Annotated in this window: 16 protein-coding genes; 8 read left to right on the top strand and 8 right to left on the bottom strand. The window is 67.4% G+C overall.

From position 1 onward, the window contains the following. Positions 1–554: 554 nt before the first annotated feature. Together I7X12_RS19060 and I7X12_RS19055 are read right to left on the bottom strand one after the other, a co-directional pair. Positions 555–2009, bottom strand: a complete 1455-nt coding sequence (locus tag I7X12_RS19060) for a family 4 glycosyl hydrolase (RefSeq protein WP_198061596.1) — start codon at positions 2007–2009, stop codon at positions 555–557. Positions 2010–2401: 392 nt separating this feature from the next. Next, the gene (locus I7X12_RS19055) at positions 2402–3199 is read right to left on the bottom strand and encodes a TIM barrel protein (protein WP_198061595.1); all 798 of its coding nucleotides are present in this window, start codon (positions 3197–3199) and stop codon (positions 2402–2404) included. A gap of 209 nt (positions 3200–3408) precedes the next feature. On the opposite strand from I7X12_RS19055, the gene I7X12_RS19050 reads away from it, so the two are divergent. The 4 genes from I7X12_RS19050 (at position 3409) to gfo6 (ending at position 8274) form a co-directional block, all read left to right on the top strand. After that, the gene (locus tag I7X12_RS19050) at positions 3409–4494 is read left to right on the top strand and encodes a mannonate dehydratase (RefSeq protein WP_198061594.1); all 1086 of its coding nucleotides are present in this window, start codon (positions 3409–3411) and stop codon (positions 4492–4494) included. A 397-nt stretch (positions 4495–4891) separates the two neighbouring features. Next, complete coding sequence (locus tag I7X12_RS19045) at positions 4892–5665, top strand: IclR family transcriptional regulator (protein ID WP_198061593.1); 774 nt, start codon at positions 4892–4894, stop codon at positions 5663–5665. Between the two features lie 85 nt (positions 5666–5750). After that, complete coding sequence (gene uxaC / locus I7X12_RS19040; protein ID WP_198061592.1) at positions 5751–7118, top strand: glucuronate isomerase; 1368 nt, start codon at positions 5751–5753, stop codon at positions 7116–7118. Positions 7119–7206: 88 nt separating this feature from the next. Beyond that, positions 7207–8274, top strand: coding sequence for a D-xylose 1-dehydrogenase Gfo6 (gene gfo6, locus I7X12_RS19035; RefSeq protein WP_198061591.1), 1068 nt, complete (start codon positions 7207–7209; stop codon positions 8272–8274). Between the two features lie 31 nt (positions 8275–8305). Here the strand turns inward: gfo6 and I7X12_RS19030 are convergent, their stop codons facing one another. Beyond that, a complete protein-coding gene (locus tag I7X12_RS19030; RefSeq protein ID WP_198061590.1) occupies positions 8306–8800 on the bottom strand; it encodes a hypothetical protein in 495 nt (164 codons plus the stop codon). Positions 8801–8861: 61 nt separating this feature from the next. Next, positions 8862–9845: an endo-1,4-beta-xylanase gene (locus I7X12_RS19025; RefSeq protein ID WP_198061589.1), complete on the bottom strand. Its 984-nt coding sequence runs from the start codon at positions 9843–9845 to the stop codon at positions 8862–8864. Between the two features lie 158 nt (positions 9846–10003). Here I7X12_RS19025 and I7X12_RS19020 point away from each other — a divergent pair, with 158 nt between their 5' ends. Then, a complete protein-coding gene (locus I7X12_RS19020) occupies positions 10004–12472 on the top strand; it encodes a glycoside hydrolase family 31 protein (RefSeq protein WP_198061588.1) in 2469 nt (822 codons plus the stop codon). A gap of 234 nt (positions 12473–12706) precedes the next feature. Here I7X12_RS19020 and I7X12_RS19015 read toward each other — a convergent pair whose 3' ends face one another. After that, complete coding sequence (locus I7X12_RS19015; protein ID WP_198061587.1) at positions 12707–12904, bottom strand: hypothetical protein; 198 nt, start codon at positions 12902–12904, stop codon at positions 12707–12709. Positions 12905–12998: 94 nt separating this feature from the next. Here I7X12_RS19015 and I7X12_RS19010 point away from each other — a divergent pair, with 94 nt between their 5' ends. Further along, positions 12999–14006, top strand: coding sequence for an LLM class flavin-dependent oxidoreductase (locus I7X12_RS19010; protein WP_198061586.1), 1008 nt, complete (start codon positions 12999–13001; stop codon positions 14004–14006). Between the two features lie 28 nt (positions 14007–14034). Here I7X12_RS19010 and I7X12_RS19005 read toward each other — a convergent pair whose 3' ends face one another. Beyond that, entirely contained in the window at positions 14035–15804 is a 1770-nt protein-coding gene (locus I7X12_RS19005; RefSeq protein WP_198061585.1) for a glycoside hydrolase family 9 protein, read from the bottom strand. 101 nt (positions 15805–15905) lie between these two features. Between I7X12_RS19005 and I7X12_RS19000 the strand changes: the two genes are divergently transcribed. Next, positions 15906–16655 (top strand): ThuA domain-containing protein, encoded by a 750-nt coding sequence (locus tag I7X12_RS19000; protein WP_198061584.1) that lies wholly within the window; start codon positions 15906–15908, stop codon positions 16653–16655. 33 nt (positions 16656–16688) lie between these two features. Here the strand turns inward: I7X12_RS19000 and I7X12_RS18995 are convergent, their stop codons facing one another. Together I7X12_RS18995 and I7X12_RS18990 are read right to left on the bottom strand one after the other, a co-directional pair. Next, positions 16689–16931, bottom strand: a complete 243-nt coding sequence (locus I7X12_RS18995; protein ID WP_198061583.1) for a hypothetical protein — start codon at positions 16929–16931, stop codon at positions 16689–16691. 139 nt (positions 16932–17070) lie between these two features. Beyond that, a complete protein-coding gene (locus tag I7X12_RS18990) occupies positions 17071–19203 on the bottom strand; it encodes a periplasmic substrate-binding domain-containing protein (protein ID WP_198061582.1) in 2133 nt (710 codons plus the stop codon). 88 nt (positions 19204–19291) lie between these two features. Between I7X12_RS18990 and I7X12_RS18985 the strand changes: the two genes are divergently transcribed. Continuing rightward, on the top strand, positions 19292–20995 hold the full coding sequence (locus I7X12_RS18985; RefSeq protein ID WP_198061581.1) for a glycoside hydrolase family 2 protein: 1704 nt from the start codon (positions 19292–19294) through the stop codon (positions 20993–20995). Positions 20996–21266 lie beyond the last annotated feature (271 nt).

Raw genomic sequence — 21266 nt, 5'->3', positions numbered from 1 at the left:
TCGACGGGAGGTCAGCGGCGGAGCGCGGAGGCGGCCCTGAAACGGACGACTACCTCGTCGTCCGAGCCGGGGGTCCTCTCGCTGCGGTCAACTATCGTAAGTCTTGCCACCCCGTATCATAGCACCACCCTGGTGACTCCGACGTGTAGTGTGGTGGAGTTAAGTCTTATTTCAATTAGGTGTGTATACTTTTCGTCAATAAAACATTGTACCAACGGACGACCAGTCGGTGGCGCCAACCGCGGTAGCCGAACCAAATGGAGAACGCTACGCTACCAGAAGTGAATAAATTAGCTACAAAAAGAACGAGTATAGACGAATGGAGAACACCGAGAATCGAGTTGTCTGACGAATCGAGAGAGGTGAGGAACGATGTTCGTCGGGCGAGGAACGAGGCGGTTTGAAGGGAGAACGATATGTATCGAGTAGAGAACGATGGGTGCCGAATAGAGTCCGATTGGTGGCGAGCGGACGATACGGACGGTCGAGCGACACGCGGACCGGACCCGGAAGGGGCGGGAACCGGCCCCTTCAGAGACGGTGGGAGACGCCGGTCAGGCGTCGAAGGTGTCGGCTTTCGCGAGCACGTCGGAGTCGTCGACGTTCCAGTCGGTGAGGAACTCGGCCTCGGCGGCGAACAGCTCGCCGAACAGGTCGCGGGACTCGTCGGGAGTCAACGTCTGGACCTGGTCGTCGGTCGAGAAGCCCTGGAAGGCGTAATCCACGTCGCCGGTGCGGGCGGCCTCGATGATCGTCTCGATGGTGTCGACGTGACCCTGGACCATACTGCGGACCGGGCGCGGGAAGCCGCCGGCGTTGACCGGCTTGACCTGGTTGTCGCGGACGACCGCGTTGGTCTCGACGACCGGGCCCTGCTCGATGTCCGAGACCTGGCCGGAGTTGGGGAGATTGACGTTCGTGACGTACGGGCCGTCGCCGGTCAGCCCTTCGAGGATGTCGAGGAACTCCTCGCCGGACGATTCGAGTTCGAACTCCCGCTCGCCCTCCATCCAGCCCTCCACGTTGGTGGTCTGTTTGGACTCGGCGGGCGTCCAGTGTTTCGCGCGGTAGTCGGCGTCCGTGCGGCGGACGCCCCAGTGGTTGAGCGACTCCTGGCCGTCGGCGATGAAGGAGGTGGCGTACTCGATGAGGTGGCGGTCGCCTGCGGCTGGGAGCACGCCGAACCGGCGGAACAGCTCCCAGGTGACCTGCCAGTTGTCGCTGAACACGCTGTCGTCTTTCAGGTCGTCGTAGGTGAACCGCTTGCTGCCGCGCTCGCCGTCTTTCAGCTCGTGCAGCAGCGGCCAGAGGTCGACGCCCTTGCAGCGGGCCTCGTCGACCCACGTGAAGTGGTTGATCCCTTTGACGTTGACCTCCACGTCGGCGCGCTCGGCGTCCATGCCCAGCTCCTCCTCGGCGAGCATCGCGAGGTGCCAGCGAGTACCGAGTACCTCGTGACAGAGGCCCAGCGCGTTGATGTCGGGGTACTCGTCGTACAGGGCGCGGGTCACGAAGTGGACGGGGTTGGTGTAGTTGAACACCCACGCGTCGGGACAGTTCTCGCGGATCGCGGCGGCGAACCGCCGGAAGACGGGGATCGTCCGCATCGCGCGGAAGATGCCGCCGGGGCCGATGGTGGCCGCGACGGCCCCGTAGATGCCGTACTCCTTCGGGATGCGCAGGTCGTGGACGAAGGTGTCGCGGGGGTCGTACTGCGTCGAGAGGATGACCGCGTCGGCGCCCGCCAACGCGTCGTCCAGGTCCTCGACGGCCTCGTAGGACCACTCGGCGGTGGCGTCGGGGTCGTCCTGGACCCAGTTGCCGAACTCGGCGTTGGTCTCGGCGGCGTCCTGGTTGGTGTCGTAGAGGCGCACGTGGCCGTCGAACTCCGAGAGCGCCAGATCCTGGATCAGGTTCGGGGCCCACTGGCGGCTGCCGCCGCCGATGTAGGCGATCTCGAGATCGTCCGAGTCTATCGGCTGCTCCGCGTGTGTCGCGTCGGGTGCCATCGACTGACGGTACGCACGCCCACGCTTAAGAGCTGGGTTCACGGAGAACGGGACCAGTTCGCTCGCGTGAACAGACACCGGCGGGGCCGGTATCGCAGAATTTGAAAGACATCGCTCGAACGATCGCATGATAGCGTGCGATCGACCGTGCAAACGCTTTCGAATTCTACGATAGTTCACCTCGACCGCGATATCGACGACAGCCGACCCGTCGGCCCCGACTCGAGCCGCGAACACGCCGTCCGACGCACTCACGAACCGGTCGCACTCGAAACGTGTTCCAGCGATAGTGTATTCGTTTCGGCGGACCCCACCGCGGAGGTCGAGAGTGGTCGGTACCTGGTAGGGTCGTCGTGGTCCGATTCCGGGGTAGCTGTCATTTCGGTCGCCCGTCAGTCCAGCTCCATCGTTCCGCGGATCCCGTCGGCCAGGCTCGTGCCCTCGCTGGTCGCGAAAAACTCCATGCCGACGTAGCCGGCGTAGCCCGCCTCGTCGAGCGCGTCGAAGATGGTGTCGTACGCCATCTCGCCGCTCCCGGGTTCGAGTCGGCCTGGGTTGTCGGCGACGTGAACGTGACCGACCTGGTCGACGTTCCCCGTGAGGGTTCGGATCACGTCGCCCTCGGTGATCTGCTGGTGGTAGGCGTCGAACAGCACCTTCACGTGGTCGCCCCCGACCGATCGGGTGATGTCGAACGCCTCGCGCGACGATTCGAGGAAGTAGCCGGGGTGGTCGACGACGGTGTTGAGCGGTTCGACGACGACCGTGACGTCCGCCTCCTCGGCGGCGGGCGCCACGTCGGCGAGGACGCGTTCGAGCGCGCGACGCTGGGTGTCGCGAGCGAATCCGCCCTGGTCGGGGCCGACGGTGACTATCAGACACTCCGCATCGAACGCAGCGGCGGCATCGAGCGACCGTTCGACGTCGGCGACGGCCGTCTCGCGGTCGTAGGGATTCACCGTCGCGGGCGCGTCGCGGTCGTCGATGTTCGACCCGGCGCCGGCGGCGAGGATCCCGGCGATTTCGACCCCGTGTTCCTCGGCGGCGGCGCGGACGGCGTCGCGGTCGGCGCTCTCCCAGTCGAAGAACTCGACGGCGTCGACGCCGAGGTCTGCGGCTCGTTCGATCCCGTCGGCGACCGTCTCGCCGTCGGCGGCGACGATTCCGGCGTTGGCGGCGAACTCGACCATCAGGCGGACACCTCCCAGTGGGGATCCGGCCCGGGAGTCGGTCCGGACGAGCGGTGGTCGTTCGACGGGGCGTGCGGGCGAGCGTGGTGTGCGGCGGCGTCTACCATAGCCCGAGCAAGCGCCGGGTGGCTCTTGAATCCACGCCTCGCGGCGGTCCGGACCGGGATTTGGGTGACGAGATTTATAACTCCGTATCCGGTACGGGGCGTATGGCGACCGACAACGACGAGCCGAGTTCGTTCGCGGACTTGCCGATGCGGGTCGGCGCGGGCCAGTTCATGGATCCGTCGCCCGAACGTCTGCGATACATCAAGCAGCTCGGTGCCGACGACGTGCTGTTGAACATGTATCAGGTCGACGAGCCGGACTACGAGCACATGCCCGACGACGAGCGGGTCCCGCTGACGGGCGACGGCGAGTGGTCCGCCGAGAACCTCCGCGAACTCCGCGAGCGCGTCGAGGCGGAGGGCATGCGACTCGACGCGATCGAGAACGTGCCCGTCTCGTTCTACGAGGACATCATGCTCGACGGGCCCGACCGCGACGAACAGATGGAGAAACTGAAGCGGACGATCCGCAACGTGGGCGAAGCGGGTATCCCCATCTTCGGATACCACTGGGCGCCGGCGGGCGTCTGGCGAACCGGCTGGACGACCACTCGCGGCGGCGCCGAGGTTTCCGTCTTCGACGCCGACGAGGCCGAGACCGACGAACTCACCCACGACCGGGAGTACACCGAGGCGGAGCTGTGGGACAACTACGAGTCGTTCCTCGACGAGATCCTGCCCGTGGCCGAGGAGGCCGGCGTCACGATGTGTCTCCACCCGAGCGACCCACCGATGGAGACACTCGGCGGGATCCCACAGCTGTTCCGCAACTTCGAGAACTTCAAGCGCGCGATGAACTACCGCGACACCGACCACCACGGGCTCGACCTCTGCCTGGGCTGCTGGTCGGAGATGGGCGAGCCACTGGACGAGGTGATCCGCTACTTCGGCGAGCGCGACGAGATCGTCTACGTCCACTTTCGCGACGTCTCGGGGACCGTCCCGAACTTCTCCGAGGATTTCATCGACGAGGGCAACTACGACGAGTACGAACTCCTCTCGCTGCTGGACGAAGTGGATTTCTCCGGGATGATGATCCCCGACCACACCCCCCATCTGGAGGGAGACACCGACTGGGAACACCGCGGCCGCGCCTACACCGTCGGCTATCTCCGTGGGATGTTGAAAGCCATGCGCGCCGAGCAAGCAGTCCGGGACGACGGCGTCGACGCCGTCGCGCAGGACTGACCCGACTCCGGTTTTCACCGTCGATGTCCAGAACGTCGACCACACGACCGCGTGCGGTCGACCCGATACACGCTTGCGATAATCAGGGCCACTCAGAATCGATCTGGATCGGACACGGACCACCTGTTCTCACCGCCAGTTCCGACCGCGCACCTGGTACCGGGCCGTCACGACGGCGAACTACGCTCCCCATTCTACCATCGGTGGAACCATACACACACTAACGATAATTACACATACGCCCGTTTCAGGCGGTTGACGAGTCTCGGGAAGGCAGGTTTTGACACGCCGAACCTACCTCAGATCCCCGAAATCAGAATACAAGTATACGAGTGTAATTTCATCCCCGTATTCCAGCATCAGTAGATTTTACCACTGGCGAATCGTATGGGACGATATGGGAATCACAGAACCGGGCGCGGACGACGGCGCGATCGGGGCCGTAGAGCGGGCCTTCGCGGTCGTCGGCGTCGTTCGCGAGCACGTGACCGTGCGGATCGACGACGTGGCGACGGCGCTGGACATCCCCACGAGCACGGCCCACTCACACCTCGCGACGCTCGAATCCATCGGCTACGTCGTCCAGGGCGAGGACGGCTACCGGTTGAGCTGTCGGTTCCTCCGCGACGGCGTCGCGGTCAGGCAGCGGCGGAACGTATTCGGCGCGACCAGGGCCGAGATCGAGGCGCTGGCCGAATCCACCGGCGAAGTCGCCAACCTCGGCGTGGAAGAGAACGGCCAGCGAGTCCTGCTCTATCAGGCCGAGGGGACGGAGGCCGTCTACGACAACGCCCCGATCGGGGAACACACCGAGATGCACTGGACCGCCCTCGGCAAAGCCATCCTCGCACACCTCCCCGCCGAGTACATCGACGAGGTCGTCGACACCTACGGGATGCCGCGAGCCACCCGACACACGATAACCGACCGCGACCGGCTAGACAGCGAACTCGCCAGGATCGAGGACCGCGGCTACGCGGTCGAGGACGAAGAGCGCCGGGAGGGTATCCGGTCGGTCGCCTCGCCGATCGTCGTCGACGGGCGCGTGGTCGGCTCGATATCGGTCTCCGGACCGAAAGCGCGACTCGACGACGAGCGGATCGAGGCGGAGATCCTGCCCGAACTCCGCAACACCGTCAACGTCGTCGAGGTGAAGTACGCCTACGAGTAGGAACCGGGCGACGGTGCCCGCCCCACCGCGGTAGCGCGCCCGGACAGCTACCTTTATGAACGAATCGCCGGTTGGTCCGACCGACATGGCCTTCCTCGACGACGAAACGTATCTGCTCGAAACGGAGGCGGCACGGGACCTCTACGAGACCATCGCCGACCGACCGATCCTCGACCCGCACAACCACGCCGATATCGTCGAGATCGTCGAGAACGACGGCTGGTCGGACATCTGGGAGGTCCAGGGTGCGACCGACCACTACGTCTGGTCGATGATGCGAAAGCGCGGCGTCGGCGAGGAGTACATCACCGGCGACGCCTCCAACCGCGAGAAGTGGGACGCCTTCGCCGAGGTCGTCCCGGAGATGGCCGGCAATCCGGTCTACGAGTGGCTCCACCTCGATCTCAAACGGCGGTTCGGGATCGACGACCCCGTCTCGGCCGAGACCGCCGACGAGATCTGGGTCGAGACGAAGAATCAGCTGGAGGGCGTCGACATGCGCCCCCAGGAGCTCCTGCGGGAGATGAACGTCGAAGTCCTGGCGACGACGGACAACCCCGCGTCGCAGCTCGAATACCACGAGCGGGCCGTCGACGAGGTCGACGGCGTCGACGTCCGCCCCACCTGGCGCGCGGACCCGGCCGTCAACGTCCAGAAGGCGGGCTTCCTCGACTTCGCCGACGACCTCGCCGACGCGACCGAGTTCGACACCGACGACTTCGCCGGGTATCTCGACGCGCTGGCGGCTACCCACGAGTACTTCGACGACCACGGCTGTGCGGCCAGCGATCTGGGCATCCTCGAACCCGTCTCGCGACCGGTCAGCGAAGCCCGCGCCGCCGAGGTGTACGCCAAACGGCGGGCCGGCGAGTCGCTCTCGGACCGCGATATCGGCGACTTTCAGGCCTACCTGCTGGAGTTTATCGGCGAGCTAAACGGCGAGGCGGGCTGGGTTTCACAGTTGCACATCGGCGCGCTGCGGGACTACCGCGAACAGCTGTACGACGAACTCGGTGCGGCGTCGGGCGGCGACGTGTCGATGGGCGATATCGACATCGCCGAGGGGCTGGACTACTACCTCGACCGCTTCGACGGCGCGGGCGAGATCGTCCTCTACTGCGTCGACCCGAGCCACTACCCGACGCTGACGACGGTCGCGCGGGCCTATTCCAACGTGAGCGTCGGCCCGGCCTGGTGGTTCAACGACAGCCCGTTCGGCATGGACCACCAGCTCGATTACGTCGGGAGCGTCGACCTCCTGGCCAACCACGCCGGGATGGTCAGCGACTCGCGCAAGCTCCTCTCCTTCGATTCTCGCTTCGAGATGTTCCGCCGGACGCTGGCCAACGTCGTCGGCAAGAAGGTCGAGCGCGGGCAGATCCCCCTCGACGTGGCCGAAGACCTGGTCGACCACGTCGCCTACGAGCGGCCGAAGGAGCTGTACGGGTTCTGAGCCGGCCGCTCGACACGGATCGGTGTGATTATCGCTGTCGATTCCGCGACCGATTCACTTTTTGCCGGTGGCTCTGCTGAGTCGTGGTATGGATATCGACGTACCGAGTTCGTTCGACGAGCGGGACTGGGCGCGACCGGTCGACGGTGGGCCCGTCCGGTTCGCCGTCCTGGGACTGGGGTGGTTCGCTCCGGACGTGGCGATCCCTGCGATCGAGGCGTCGGACTACTGCGAGACGACGGTCGTCGTCAGCGGCGGCCGCGAGAAGGCCGAGCGCGTCGCCGACGAGAAGGGCGTGGCCCACGCGCTGACCTACGACGACTACGCCGACGGCGAGGCCAGCGACGCCTACGACGCCGTCTACGTCTGCACGCCGAACGCGCTGCACCTCCCGCACGTCGAGACCGCTGCGGAACTCGGCAAGGACGTCCTCTGTGAGAAACCGCTCGAGGCCAACGGCGAGCGCGCCCGCAAGTGCGTCGAGGCCTGCGAGGACGGCGGCGTCGAACTGATGACGGCCTACCGGATGCACACCACGCGGTCGATCCGGTGGGTCCGCGACGTCGTGCAGGACGGCGCCATCGGCGACCCCGTCCACACCCGCGGCGCCTTCTCGTACAACCTCATCGCCGCCGGCGAGTCGATGGATCAGTGGCGCCTAAACCCAGACCTCGCGGGCGGCGGTCCGCTGATGGACCTCGGTGTGTACCCGCTCAACACCTCGCGGTTCGTCCTCGACGCCGACCCCGAGGCCGTCCACGCCACGACTGTCGAGGGGCCGCCGGAGTTCGACGGCCTGGAGAAGTACGTCGCGTTCACGATGGAGTTCCCCGACGGCGCCGTCGCCGAGTGCGACAGCGGCTACCAGGTCGCCGGCGACAACTACTTCGAGGTCGGTGGTACCCACGGCCGCATCCGGGTCGACGTGCCGTTCAACGTCGACGCCGACCGGACGATCACCGTCAGCACCGGCGGCGAGGAGCAGACCGTCACCGTCGAGGAACCCTCCGAGATGGTCGAGGAGTTCGACTACTTCGCCACCGGCCTCCTGACCGACATGGCGATCGGTCCCGACGGCCAGCACGGCTACGAGGACATGCGGATCGCCGACGCTATCTACGAGTCCGGGGAGTCGGGCGGGCGTATCGAGCTGTAGGATTCACACGGTCGCACTCGGTTCGAAGCGCTCAGACGAGCCGGAAGTCCGTCGCGAGGAACGGGTCGACCCCGAGGAGAACGAACCGGTACCGTCCGGGGTTCAAGCTCAGTTCGACGATCCCGTGGTCGTCGAGCGCGGCCCGGGACATCGTGACCGTCTCCGAGGTCGTACCTCCGGGCGAGAGTTCGGTAGCACGCTGCGCGAACGCGTTCGAATCGGTCCACAGCACGTCGCTCCACCCACCGCTCTCGCGTCGCTGGATCGTCCAGGGGACCTGACAGCCCACTCCGACGGTCGATGGGCCTGTGTTCCCGATCTCGAACCGCGCCGGCTCCCCGAACTCGACGTCTTCCGTCGCGCTGGCGAGTTCGAGTCGCCCGTGCGAGTCGGCGACCCGGTTCCCGCCGTGGGCCTCGCTCAACGCGCGTGGCCCGTCGTCCGACTGGCGCCCGAATCCGGCCCAGTACAGCCCCGCGGCACCGATACCCGAGGCCGCGACACCGAGGAGGTGGCGTCGGTTCATTAGATCCGCCAACCACCGGAGATCGGAAAAGGCTGCCCGAAGACGCCGAACGAAACGCTCCCTACGCTTCGTAGTTCGCGAGCGTGTCTTTGATCGCGTGATAGGCGGGCTTGGGGTCGTTGCCGGAGTCGAACAGGAGCGGGTCGCCGGTGAGGTTCTCGAACCAGTTGGGGATCCACGAGTCGGAGTCCCGAACCCCCCAGACGATCATGGTGTCGACGCCCTCGTCGAGACAGACCTCGGTGATGTCCCGATAGAAGTCGGCCTGTTTCTCCCAGCGAGCCTCCTGGTCGCCGGGGTCGTCGTCGGGCAGGTACGCCACGTCGAACTCGGTGATCTCGACGTCGAGGCCGAGATCTTTGAACCGACGGATGTTCTCGGCGACGGAGTCGATGCCGGGCTTCTCGTGGAGCGCGTGCATCTGGAGGCCGACGCCGTCGATGGGGACGCCGCGGTCGAGCATCCGTTCGACGAGGTCGTAGATTGCGTCGGATTTCACGTTGACGCCGTCTGCGCCGTAGTCGTTGTAGTACAGATCGGTGTCCGGGGCGACCTCGTTGGCCCAGCGGAAGGCGTCGTCGAGGTACTCCTCACCGAACGTCTCGTACCAGAGGTTCTCGCGCATCGTGCCGTCGTCGGCGACGGCCTCGTTGACCACGTCCCAGGTGTCGACGGTGTCGCGGTAGCGGCCCGCGGCGGTGTGGACGTGCTCGCGCGTGAACTCCTGCAGCTGCTCGGCGGTGTAGTCCCACTCCTGGAACCAGGTCGGCGTCTGATTGTGCCAGACGAGGGTGTGCGCACGGACCGACTGGTCGTTCGCGCGGGCGTAGTCGACGACCGCGTCGGCGTCGTTGAAGTCGTAGACTCCCTCGTCGGGTCGGAGCGGCCCCATCTTGAGGGCGTTCTCGGCGGTGACGTAGTTGAACTCGTTGCGGAGGATCTTCTTGTAAGCGGCGTCTGTCCGCAGCGGCTGGGCCGCCGCGGCCGCACCGATCTCGAAGTCCCGTTCGTCGGCCACGTCCCGCAGTCTGTCTTCGTCTGCCATACCTCGAACAGGTGAACACTCCCCGATAAAGATACCGGGGACATTCTCGTCGATGATTCCGCCGGATGCCACGGAAAGCGGTCCATCTCTCCGGATTGGCCCGGACGTGTGAGTCCGTGACGAGAACGCTAAAGAGGCATCCGTCTGAGCAATCTGTCATGCACGTAACGGCCCTCCGACGGGACGCCGACGGTCCGCTGTTCGACGCGGGCGGCAAGCGACTCAAACTCCAGGTCCTCGCCGACGACACCGTCCGACTCGTCTACACCGCCGCCGACGAGATCCCCGACCCCGAGAGCCCCATGGTCGTCGAACAGGAGGCCACGGGTGAGTGGGACCTGATCGAACGCGAGCGCGAGTACGAACTGGTCACTCCAGCCCTGCGCGCCGAACTCGACCGCGAGACGGGCGCGCTGGCCTGGCGTGACTCCGACGGCGACCTGCTCGTCCGCGAGCCCGCCGACGGCGGAAAGTCGCTCGTCCCCGTCTCCCCCGAGGAGCTGACCGTGGGCGACCACGAGGTCGCGAGCCCGCGCGAGGGTCTCGACCGTGAGGCGTACTCGACGCGGCTCGACCTCGAATTCGACGACAGCGAGGCGATCCTCGGCCTCGGCCAGCACGAGGGCGGCGTCGCCGACTACAGCGGCGAGGGACAGACGCTCTACCAGGGGAACACGAAGGTCGCGATGCCCGCCATCCTGTCGACCGGCGGCTACGGGATGCTCTGGAACACGGGCTCGCTGACGACGTTCCACGACGACCGGCACGGGTCGTACGTCTGGACGGAGTGCGACGACGCCCTCGACGTGTTCGTCGTCGCCGGCGACCCCGACGAGGTGATCGCGGGCTTTCGCGAGTTGACCGGGGAGGCGACGATGCTGCCGAAGTGGTCCTACGGGTACGTCCAGTCCAAGGAGCGCTACGAGACCGGCGACGAACTGGTCGACGTGGTCGACGAGTACCGCGACCGCGAGGTACCCATCGACTGCGTCGTCCAGGACTGGCAGTACTGGCCCGACACCGAGGACCATCACCCGAACTTCGAGGAGTGGGGCGGCCCCCAGGGTGACTGGGGCCAGTGGGGACAGAAGTCCTTCCACGAGGGCCGCTACCCCGATCCGTCGGCGACGATGGACGCGCTCCACGACCGGAACGTCCGGCTGATGGTCTCCATCTGGCCCAACACCCTCGCCGGCGAGAACTACGACGAGCTGCGCGACGCGGGTCACATCCTCGACGACGCGGACGTTCCCGCACCGGGCAACGAGCAGCGCTACTACGACGCCTTCTCCGAGGAAGCGCGGGACATCTACTGGAATCAGGCGAAGGAAGGGCTGTTCGACCACGGCGTCGACGCGTGGTGGTGCGACTCGACCGAGCCGTACGACCCGACGTGGACGCTCCCCACCGCGCCGGACCCGTTCGCGCTGGCCAAGCACACCACCGACGCGTTCAAACGCGTCTTCGACCCCGGCTACGTCAACACCTACTCGCTCCACCAGGCGAAAGGGATGTACGAGGGCCAGCGCGCGACCACCGACGACAAACGAGTCATCAACCTCACCCGGTCGGGATATCCCGGTCAGCAGCGCTACGGCGCGATCACGTGGTCGGGCGACGTCGAGGCGACGTGGGAGCGCTACCGCAACCAGATCGCTGACGGCCTGCAGTTCACCGCCGCAGGCAATCCCAAGTGGACCCTCGACGTGGGCGCGTTCTTCGTCGGCGACGGCCCGTCGTGGATCACCGACGGCGACTTCGACGACGGCGTCGACGACCTGGGGTATCGGGAGCTGTACGTCCGCTGGTTCCAGTACGGCGCTTTCCTGCCGATGTTCCGCTCGCACGGCACCGACACGCCTCGCGAGCTGTGGCGCTTCGGCGAGCCCGGCGACCGCACCTACGACACGCTCGTAAAGTTCGACCGCCTGCGCTATCGCCTGTTGCCCTACCTCTACTCGCTGGCGGGCTGGGAGACCCACCGCGATTACACCATGTATCGCCACCTCGCCCTGGAGTTCCCGGACGACGAGGACGCCCACGACGTGGGCGACCAGTTCATGTTCGGTCCTTCCCTGCTCGTCTGTCCGGTCACCGAACCGATGTACTACGGTCCCGACTCGACGGAACTAGACGGGAAGGCGGAGGCCCGCGAAGTCTACCTCCCGGAAGGCACCGACTGGTACGACTTCTGGACCGGCGAGCGCCACGACGGCGGGCAAACGGTCCTGGCCGACGCGCCCCTCGAAAAGCTCCCGCTGTTCGTCAAAGCGGGGAGCATCCTCCCGATGGGGCCCCAAGTCCAGCACACCGGCGAGAAGCCCGACGCGCCGTGGGAGCTGCGCGTCTATCCCGGTCGCGACGCGGAGTTCGACGCCTACGAGGACGCCGGCGACGGCTTCGACTACGAGGACGGCGACTACGCCTTCACCCCGATCCGCTGGGACGACACCGCCGACGAACTGACCGTCGAGGACCGCGAGGGCTCGTTCCCCGAGCTCGTCGAAGACCGGGAGTTCGAGGTGGTCGTGGTCGATGAAAACCGTGGCACCGGCATCGGGTCAGCCGAACCGGACGCGACCCTCGAATACGGCGGCAGCGAAGCCAGCGTCGACGTGGATCGGTAGCGGCGTGGGCTCGGCTTCAGGTATCGTGCAGGGGATTCAGTGGGTGTGACGGACTGAGTAATCTACCGTGGCGCGCGCTGTCGCGCGCTCTCGTGCGCGCGACGAAGCCGTGCGAGGGATGACTGAGCGAGCGCAGCGAGCGAGGGAGTCGGCTGGGGAGGGTCGTGGCCGGCTGCGGTGCCGTGCGGGGCGGTCCCTGGCGGATTGAAAGGGCGAGGCGCGCTCGCGTCCAGTTCAGTCGTCTGAGTCGGCTCTATCCGCGCGGGCGGTTTGGAGAGCGCGGATATCCGACTCAGCGACCGCGAGCGGGCCGAGGGCGTTCACCGCCTGTTGTCGCCAGTCGAGTTCACTGCTAGCGAACGGGCAGAGGGCGTTCACCGCCTGTTGTCGCCAGTCGAGTTCACTGCTAGCGAACGGGCAGAGGGCGTTCATCGCTTGCTACCTCCTGCGGTCGCTCTCGTTCGCTCTCGTTTCCCCACCACAGATCGACCCCGACACTGAAGTCGCTGCCACCCCCGGTTCCGCTATGCAATTCGACTGGATGGTCGGCTGCTACGCGGGCGCGGGCGTCCACAGGGACACCCCACTATTGGAGCACGTCGACCGCGACACCGTGATGGCGGGGGTCGACGCTGCCGTCGACGCGGGGCTCGACGGGCTGTGGGCGCCGGACCACTTCATGCTCGGGCCGAACCACGAGGAGTTCGAGGTCTGGACGCTCCTCTCGGCCATCGCCGAGCGGACCCAGGGAACCGATCTCGACATCGGCCCGCTCGTCGGGTCGATCACCTACCGCAACCCCGCGTTGCTGGCGAAGATGGCGACGACCGTCGACCACCTTTCCGAGGGTCGGGTCCGCCTCGGGCTCGGCTGTGGCTGGCACCGCGAGGAGCACGAGGCCTACGGCTACGACTTCCCGCCCGTCAACGAGCGCATCGACATGCTCGACGAGGGCATCCAGGTGATCAGGGCGATGTTCACCGAGGACGCGCCCGGCTTCTCGGGCGACCACTACGAGATCGACGACGCCTACAACGAGCCGAAACCGCTCCAGGACCCCCATCCGCCGATCGTCGTCGGCGGCGCGGGCCCGCGGATGCTCAGGCTCGCCGCTCGCCACGCCGACGAGTGGAACGTCGAGATATCCGGGCGAGCCCGTGGCAAACCGATCGAGTTCAAAGCTCGAAAGTTCGACGAGTACCTCGAAGCCGAGGGGCGCGACCCCGCGGATGTCGAGCGGTCGTGGCTCGCTCACTGCATCGTCCGGGAGGACCCCGAGGAACTCGACCGGCTGTGCGAGGAGATCTTCCCGCTGCCGTGGGGCGAGGAGGAGGACGTCGACGACCAGCTGAGCACACCGGAAGAGGCCCGCGAGAAGGGGGATTTCCTGATCGGAACGCCCGCCGAAGTCGCGGAGCAGATCGAACCGATCCGCGAGCTGGGGTTCGGGAAGCTCCAGCTCATCTTCCCCGATTTCCCGAGCACGCGCGGGATGGAGCTGTTCGGCGACGAGGTGGCGCCGGAACGCCGATAGCCCGCGGGTCGAACGGCGAGGTGCCGCCTCAGGCGTCGCCCATCGTCCGGGCGTGCCCGAGCAGGAAGACGATCGGGGCGGTGTAGTCGATGGCCCACTCGTTGGCTGAATACGACTCCGTGGCGTCGACGTAGCACTTCGCGGGCGGCGCGTCGGTCTCGGCGATGTACTCGGCGACCGTCTCGTCGTCGCCGTTGCGGTTGGCGCCGCCGACGACCATCCCCGGGAGGTCGGTTCCCGTGCCCTCCACGAGGCGGTCGTGGGGGTTGCGCGGCGGGTGGGTCCCCTGGCCGGTCACGTAGCTGTAGCCGGTCGGCGTCCGCCCCAGCGCGTAGTGCAACTGGTCGAGCGCGCCCGCGACGTAGCGCGCGTCCGAGTCGATCGCGTTCGCGAGCAGGAGCAGACTCCCCTTCGAGAGCGCCAACTTGGTCGACGCCCAGTGGTAGTCCTCGGTATCGAGCGCGCAGCGGTAACCGTCGGCCTCGATGGCCGCGACGAGGTCGTCGGCGTAGTCGACGAACGCGGATTCGAGCCGGTCAGCACGGGCGTCGTCGGCCGCGTCGGCGGTGAGATAGGCCCACTGGCCGAGCGAGAGCGTGTCGTCCCAGACCGGGGCCCGCGCCTCGGCGTCGAAGAGGTCGGCGAACCGGACCTCCAGATAGTCGGCGTACCGGGTGTCGCCGGTGGTCTTCAGCAGCTCCGCGGTCGCCCAGAATCGCTCCTCGCGGTCGGTGTCCTTGCGGTAGGGGCCGGACCCGTCGTCCTGGCCCTCGTCGAAGCGGAACTCGGGGTCGGGATTCGATTCGAGGTAAGCGTGTGCCCCGCGAGCGTGTTCGAGCGCGCGCTCGGCGAACTCGGGCGCCCGCTCGGCGTAGACTCTGGCGGCCATCGCCATCGCGGCCGCGTACTGGGCGGTGCCGAACGTCGAGAGGCCGTAGACGAACCGCTCGCGGTCGTCGTCGGTCGGCGCCTCGTCGATCGCGGGCCACTCCCGCGCTGCGACCTTGTGATAGAGGGCGCCGTCCTCGCGTTGCATCCGTTCCAGCCATTCGAGTTCGAACTTCGCCTCGACGAGCAGGTCCGGCAGTTCGAACGCGTCCTCGCCGTCGGTCACCGACCCCTCGACTCCGGACGCCTCGACCGGCAGGTCGCACTGCCCGGCCTCGAACGCGGACGGATACTGCTCGTAGGCCAGGAGCAGCTGCCCAACCGTCACCGCGGCCGGCGGCACGTACTTCCCGTAGTCGCCGGCGTCGTACCAGCCGCCGGAGACGTCCAGCCGCTCGCCGTCGTCGCGGAACTCGTCGCCGAAGTACATCGCCGCCCGGGCGTCCTGCGTGTGGCCTGCCGGTACGTCGAGTCCGGTGACGGGATCGTCGATGGCGGTGTTCGACCGCTTCAGCGTGTACAGGCGGACGGCGTCGGCCAGCACCCCGTCGTACGCGTCCGTGCCGACGCGAAAGGGAACCGATTCGGCGGTGACCGCTTGCAGGTCGCCGTCGTCCGTCACGCCGCGCCCGACTGCGACCCGGTACTCGCCCGGTTCGGAGAGCGTCGAGAAGTCGGCGCGACGGACTGTCTCGGCCGCGTCGGGGTCGTCGACCGGATCCGAGAGTGCCCCCGAGCGGACGACGTCCCCGGGCCCGCACTCGCGGACGGCGAACCGTTCGGCCTCGATTGTAGACCGGTCGGTCTCGACGGCGACGACGGCTCGCTTCGGCGCCGACGGGAGGTATCCGACCTGGTCGACGCGCACCCGCTCGGCGGGCCCGTCCGACCCTGGTTCGAACTCGCTCATAGGTTGCCCGTCGTTGCCGTCCCCCGACAAAAAGCGCGCGGTTGGTCGGGTAACTCTCCGGAACCCGAACGGGCATGCGCCCGGGGCGCCAGCGTGTACGCATGCCCGACACACGCGTCACGGTCTGGAACGAGTTCGTCCACGAGCAGGAGTCCGAGACGGTTGCGGAGATCTACCCCGACGGCATCCACGGCGCCATCGCCGCCGCGCTCGACGCGCGCGGCTTCGACACCGAGACGTCGACGCTACAGGAGCCCGAGCACGGCCTCACCGAAGACGTGCTCGCCGAGACCGACGTGCTGACGTGGTGGGGCCACGCCGCCCACGACGAAGTCTCCGACGAGGTCGCCGAGCGGGTCGTCGAGGCGGTCCGCGACGGGATGGGGCTGCTCGTCCTCCACTCCGCGCACTACTCGAAGGTGTTCAAGCGGCTGATGGGCACCAGTTGCTCGCTGAAGTGGCGCGAGGCGGCCGAGCGCGAGCGGCTGTGGGTCATCGAGCCGAGCCACCCCATCGCCGACGGGATCGACGACTGTATCGAACTCGACGAGGCGGAGATGTACGGCGAGCGCTTCGACGTGCCCCAGCCCGAGACGCTGGTGTTCAACTCCTGGTTCGAGGGCGGCGAGGTGTTCCGCTCGGGCTGTACCTACCGCCGCGGCAACGGCCGGATCTTCTACTTCCGACCGGGTCACGAGACCTACCCCATCTACCACGACGAGGAGATCCAGAAGGTGCTCGCCAACGCCGTCGAGTGGGCCGCCCCCAGCGACGACCGCGCCACCTCCAGCGGCGGCAACACCGACCCGCGCGAGGACATCGACACGTCCGACGAGCGGACCGTCCACTGACCGGTCGGCCTCGGTCGGGGCGGCCGAGCCGGACTACTCCTCGGCGGTCGGGGGCCGCGGCGTCTCCGGTTCCTCGTCCTCTTCGTCCTCGTCGGGGCGGAACTGCGGCGCGATCTGCCACTTGAAGTAGGCGGTCCACCCCAGCGAGACGACGCCGAACAGCGCGAAGATGAAGAGGTTCAGCGGCGGCGTCCCCGGCGTCGAGAGCCAGAGGGCACTGAACATCACCCCGAAGGTGTAGATGAACACTGCCCCGTCGACCGGTTCGATTTCCATATCCGCTCTCTGGGGCGGGCGTCCATAGAACTGGCGTTCGACTCGCTCGGGTGCGCCCGCTCCCGATCGAACACTCTCGCTTCCGATCGGTGGCTCCCGCTACCCTCGGGCGCCCGCGACCGGTGCGGCTGGAGCGCAGTCACTCCGCGGCGCCCGCCCGACGGAGCGTCCCCGCCTGGACGTGGTAGTGGACGGGCGCCGTCGGCTCCCCCCGACTCATCCCGAGCGAGCGGTCCTCGTCGGCCGACACCGCGAACTCGCTCAGCTCCGCCCAGAGCCCGACCCGGTCCTGGGCGAACACGAAGTTCGGGACTGCGTAGTTGTACCACCGAGCGCAGCGCCGGGCCGCCTCGCGGAACCCCTCGACGTCGGTCCCTGCGTCGTGCAGCCGGTCGACCGTCTCACAGAGCGCGACCGTCTCGCCGGCGTCGTGTTCGTAGGTCCCGCCGCTGTCGGCGTAGTCGACGCCGTCGACCGCGAGCGAGCCGGGCTCGGACGGGAGCGTCACCGACGCCGGGACCGACGCCAGCGGCGGGTCGTCGCGGCAGCTCCCCAGCGGGTTGCCCGCCACGGCGATCGGCGGCATCGACATCCCGCTCCCCCAGACCGAGAACCAGTCGCCGTAGTACGGCAGCACCGACCCGCCGGCGGGCGCGTTCGAGACGAGCAGGTCGAACCCGCCCGCCTCGACGTTGCCCTCGTAGGAGATGCCGCCGGCGAGCAGCTGTTCGACCTCGATCGCGATCCCGAACGCCTCCAGCCCGGCGACGAGCGTCTGCACGTCGCCGACCTCCGACGAGAAGACCGACAGCGTCAGCGAGAGCCCCTCCCCCTCGGGTCCCGTCCACAGACCGTCGACGCGCTCGTAGCCGGCCCGGCGCAGCCATCGCGCCGCCAGGTCGGTGTCCGTGGCCAGCGGATAAGTGTACAGCGAATCGACGAACGACTCGCCGAGCGCGCGCTCGGCGATCGACCCGAGCGTCCCGGCGTCGGACGAGGGCGCCATCGACCCGCGACCGTACTGGTTCGAGCGCATCCGCTCGAACGGCGCGGCGGCGACGATGGCGCGGCGCACCCACAGCCGCCGGAGGTGGTCGTTGGCCCAGTTGAACGTGAGCTGTCGCCCGCCGCCGGCCGGGTTCGGCCAGGTGGTCAGCTGCTCGATGTCGTCGGGGACCTGCTTCCGGAAGAAGTCGCCCTTCGACTCGGCGATCACGCCCCGGCCGAAGTCGATCTCGTCGCCGTTGACGAAGTCTCGCGGGTCGTACATCGAGCCCGACGGCTTGCTCGCTATCCCCGGTGAGCTCGTCCGTGACCCGCAGACGATCCGGAGCGTCGGCCGGTCGGTGGGACCGGGGTACTCCGAGCGGGGTTCGGCGTAGACGACCTCCGTGTTCGTACGCAGTCCGTAGGGGAGTTCGATCAGCTCGCTCGTCACGTCGTCGGCCGACCGGACTTCGTAGCGGCCGGTCCCGTACCCCTCCTCGGCGAAGGTCTCGACCGAGAGCTTCCCCTGGTGGTAGTCGAGATACGTTCCCTGGACCGCCTCCTCGGTCGTCGCGTCCTCGAACCGTTCGACCCAGGGCTCGCTGTAGGCGGGCGGCAGCGGCGGCATGCCGGGGTGGGCGTTCGCCCGCGCGGCCGCCGGGTTCGTCGGGCCGGCCAGCGGCGACCGGCGGTAGACGATGTCGCTCTCCAGCTCGCCTCCGAACGACTCCTCGCGGAAGGCGCCGTTCGTCTCCAGCCACCCGACCCGGTCGCGGAGGTAGTACGCTTGGCCGTCGAGAGGGGCGCCCGACCAGTAGGTCAGCCGGTCGTCGAAGCGGTAGCGAACGTCTCCATCGTCGGTGACTTCCCGTGACTCGACCGCGCAGGGGACCGGCAGCGCCGAGCCGTCGACCGTCCAGATGTGGTCGCTGGTGAGGCTCCGGCCGGTCGGCGCGTGCGTCGGGAGGACGAGGCTCTGGAGGAACCCCTCGAAGTGGGGCCGACCGGCGGGGGTGTTCATGCTCGGCCCCATGTCGAGGGTGCTGGGCTGGGCGCCGGTCATCACCGACACCACCGGCCCGTCAACGTCGCGCTGCCGACCGGCCGTCGTCGGATCGTCGTCGGACTCGTTCGAACACCCCGACAGCGCCGCCGCGGCGACCGTTCCGGCGAGCGAGACGAACGCTCGCCTGTCCAGCCGTCCGGAGCCCGTCGACCCGCCACGGGTGTCGCCGTCGACCTCGCCGCCGTGAGCCTCACTACCGTCGTAAGGGTCGCCAACCATCGATACCGTCATATCGTGACATTCTAACTTAACGTTTCGCCCGCACGGGTAGCAACGTTTATTCGGCAAGGGTGACCGAGAAAGAGGCATGCACCGGACGTTCGAGACGACGACGGAGCGACACCAGCGGACCCTCGACGGACAGTGGGAGTTCCTCACCGACCCCGGAGACGAGGGGTACGACGGCGACTATCACGAGTCGTTCCCGGCCGAGGAGGCGGACCGACTGAGCGTTCCGAGCTCCTGGAACGCCCACCGGGAGTACGCCGACTACGTCGGCCCGGCGTGGTATCGGCGGACGTTCGAGACCCGAACCGAGGACTCGCTGCTGTTCACCTTCCACGGAGTCGCCCGCGACGCGACCGTCTACCTCGACGGCGAGGAGGTGGCGAGTCACGAGGGCGCCTACACGCCGTTCGACGCGCTCGCACGGGACCTCGACGCGGGCGAACACGAACTGGTCGTCCGCGCCGACAACACCCGCAGGGAGGCGACGCTCCCCCACGACGACGTCGACTGGTTCCCTCACGGCGGCATCCACCGCGAGGTCGTCGTCGAGACCGTGCCCGACGTGTACGTCCGCGATCTCGCCGTCGACTACGATATCTACGGTGACGAAGCGACGGTCGAAGCGGCGGTGACGCTCCACAACCTCGACCCGCGACCGGCCGAGCCCGACCTGACGGTCTCGGTCGGCGAGGCGTCGGTGACCGAACCGGTCGAGGTCGACGGGATGGACGCCGCCACGGCGACGCTCGCTCTCGATATCGAGGACGTGGAGCGGTGGACTCCCGACGACCCGACGCTCTACGACGTGGAAGCGCGATTGGACGGCGAACGGGCCGACGACCGCGAGGGCGGCGCCTTCACCGACGACCTGCGCGACCGGATCGGCTTCCGTACCGTCTCGACCAGTGGTCGCGACATCCTCGTCAACGGCGAGCCGGTCGCTATCGCGGGCGTCAACCGTCACGAGGACCACCCCGAGTGGGGATCCGCCCAGCCACTCCGGGTGCAGGAACGGGACCTCGAGTTGATACGGCGAGCGGGCTGCAACGCGGTCAGGTGCTCGCACTACCCGAACCACCCGCGCTTTCTCGACCTGTGCGACGAACGAGGAGTCCTCGTGATCGAGGAGATACCGATGTGGGGGGTCGACGAGTCGACGATGGTGTCCACTCAGGAGCGCGCCCAGCGCACGCTCATGGAGATGGTCGAGCGGGATCGCCACCACCCCTCGGTGTTCGCCTGGAGCCTCTCGAACGAGTGCGCGAACGACGAGTCGACGGTCGTCGACGGCACCCGCAAGCTGAAGTGGGCGGCCGACGGCGTCGACGGTTCCCGGCTGATCACCGTCGCCTCGAACACAGACTTCGAAGGCGGGACCGACGGTACCTTCGAGTTCTGCGATTTCCTCTCGGTCAACGCCTACTGGGGCTGGTACCGCGAGGGCGACTGGAGCGAGTTCCTCGACGGCATCGAAGCCGACTACGGCGAGAAGCCGCTCGTCGTCACGGAGTTCGGCGCCGGCGCTGTCCCCGGCGACCGCACCCACGAGGGCCGCAAGTGGTCCGAGTCCTACCAGGCCGACCTGTTGGCCGACTGCGTCGACCTGTTCCGCGAGCGCGAGAGCGTCGCCGGGTTCACCGTCTGGCAGTTCTGCGACACGCTAACGAACCCCGACTCGGCGATGACGCGACCCCGGACGCGCAACAACAAGGGCGTCCTCGACGAGTATCGCCGCCCCAAAGAGGCCTACCGCGTCCTCCGCGAGCGCCTCGCCGACGACTGACCCGTCGACCCGCGTCGGTCTGCCTCCGCTCCACTCCCGTTACTGGAAATAGAACAGTGTTCTGTATAGTTAGCCCGTCTGGCACCGGACCCCAAATATTACACTCGTATTCATGTAATCATTCGCGACCGGGTATGTGCGTTCCCGAACAGTGGTTCGCTGTTCTCTCCGTGTGCACTCGATTCGCTGACGAAATCGAGTTTCCAGCGGTCTAGAACCCAGAATACGGTGCATTCGCCAGTAAACGTAGTTCTATACGAATAGAACGATA

Origin of the sequence: Halosimplex litoreum, from assembly GCF_016065055.1 — an archaeon.
GTDB classification, from domain to species: Archaea; Halobacteriota; Halobacteria; order Halobacteriales; family Haloarculaceae; genus Halosimplex; species Halosimplex litoreum.
The sequence above is the reverse complement of the archived record's forward strand: the minus strand, read 5'-3'. Positions and strand labels throughout refer to the sequence as shown.

Coding starts and splice junctions, on each gene's coding strand:
- I7X12_RS19060 (WP_198061596.1), bottom strand. CDS start 2,009: ATGGCACCCGACGCGACACACGCGGAGCAGCCGATAGACTCGGACGAT.
- I7X12_RS19055 (WP_198061595.1), bottom strand. CDS start 3,199: ATGGTCGAGTTCGCCGCCAACGCCGGAATCGTCGCCGCCGACGGCGAG.
- I7X12_RS19050 (WP_198061594.1), top strand. CDS start 3,409: ATGGCGACCGACAACGACGAGCCGAGTTCGTTCGCGGACTTGCCGATG.
- I7X12_RS19045 (WP_198061593.1), top strand. CDS start 4,892: ATGGGAATCACAGAACCGGGCGCGGACGACGGCGCGATCGGGGCCGTA.
- uxaC (WP_198061592.1), top strand. CDS start 5,751: ATGGCCTTCCTCGACGACGAAACGTATCTGCTCGAAACGGAGGCGGCA.
- gfo6 (WP_198061591.1), top strand. CDS start 7,207: ATGGATATCGACGTACCGAGTTCGTTCGACGAGCGGGACTGGGCGCGA.
- I7X12_RS19030 (WP_198061590.1), bottom strand. CDS start 8,800: ATGAACCGACGCCACCTCCTCGGTGTCGCGGCCTCGGGTATCGGTGCC.
- I7X12_RS19025 (WP_198061589.1), bottom strand. CDS start 9,845: ATGGCAGACGAAGACAGACTGCGGGACGTGGCCGACGAACGGGACTTC.
- I7X12_RS19020 (WP_198061588.1), top strand. CDS start 10,004: ATGCACGTAACGGCCCTCCGACGGGACGCCGACGGTCCGCTGTTCGAC.
- I7X12_RS19015 (WP_198061587.1), bottom strand. CDS start 12,904: ATGAACGCCCTCTGCCCGTTCGCTAGCAGTGAACTCGACTGGCGACAA.
- I7X12_RS19010 (WP_198061586.1), top strand. CDS start 12,999: ATGCAATTCGACTGGATGGTCGGCTGCTACGCGGGCGCGGGCGTCCAC.
- I7X12_RS19005 (WP_198061585.1), bottom strand. CDS start 15,804: ATGAGCGAGTTCGAACCAGGGTCGGACGGGCCCGCCGAGCGGGTGCGC.
- I7X12_RS19000 (WP_198061584.1), top strand. CDS start 15,906: ATGCCCGACACACGCGTCACGGTCTGGAACGAGTTCGTCCACGAGCAG.
- I7X12_RS18995 (WP_198061583.1), bottom strand. CDS start 16,931: ATGGAAATCGAACCGGTCGACGGGGCAGTGTTCATCTACACCTTCGGG.
- I7X12_RS18990 (WP_198061582.1), bottom strand. CDS start 19,203: ATGGTTGGCGACCCTTACGACGGTAGTGAGGCTCACGGCGGCGAGGTC.
- I7X12_RS18985 (WP_198061581.1), top strand. CDS start 19,292: ATGCACCGGACGTTCGAGACGACGACGGAGCGACACCAGCGGACCCTC.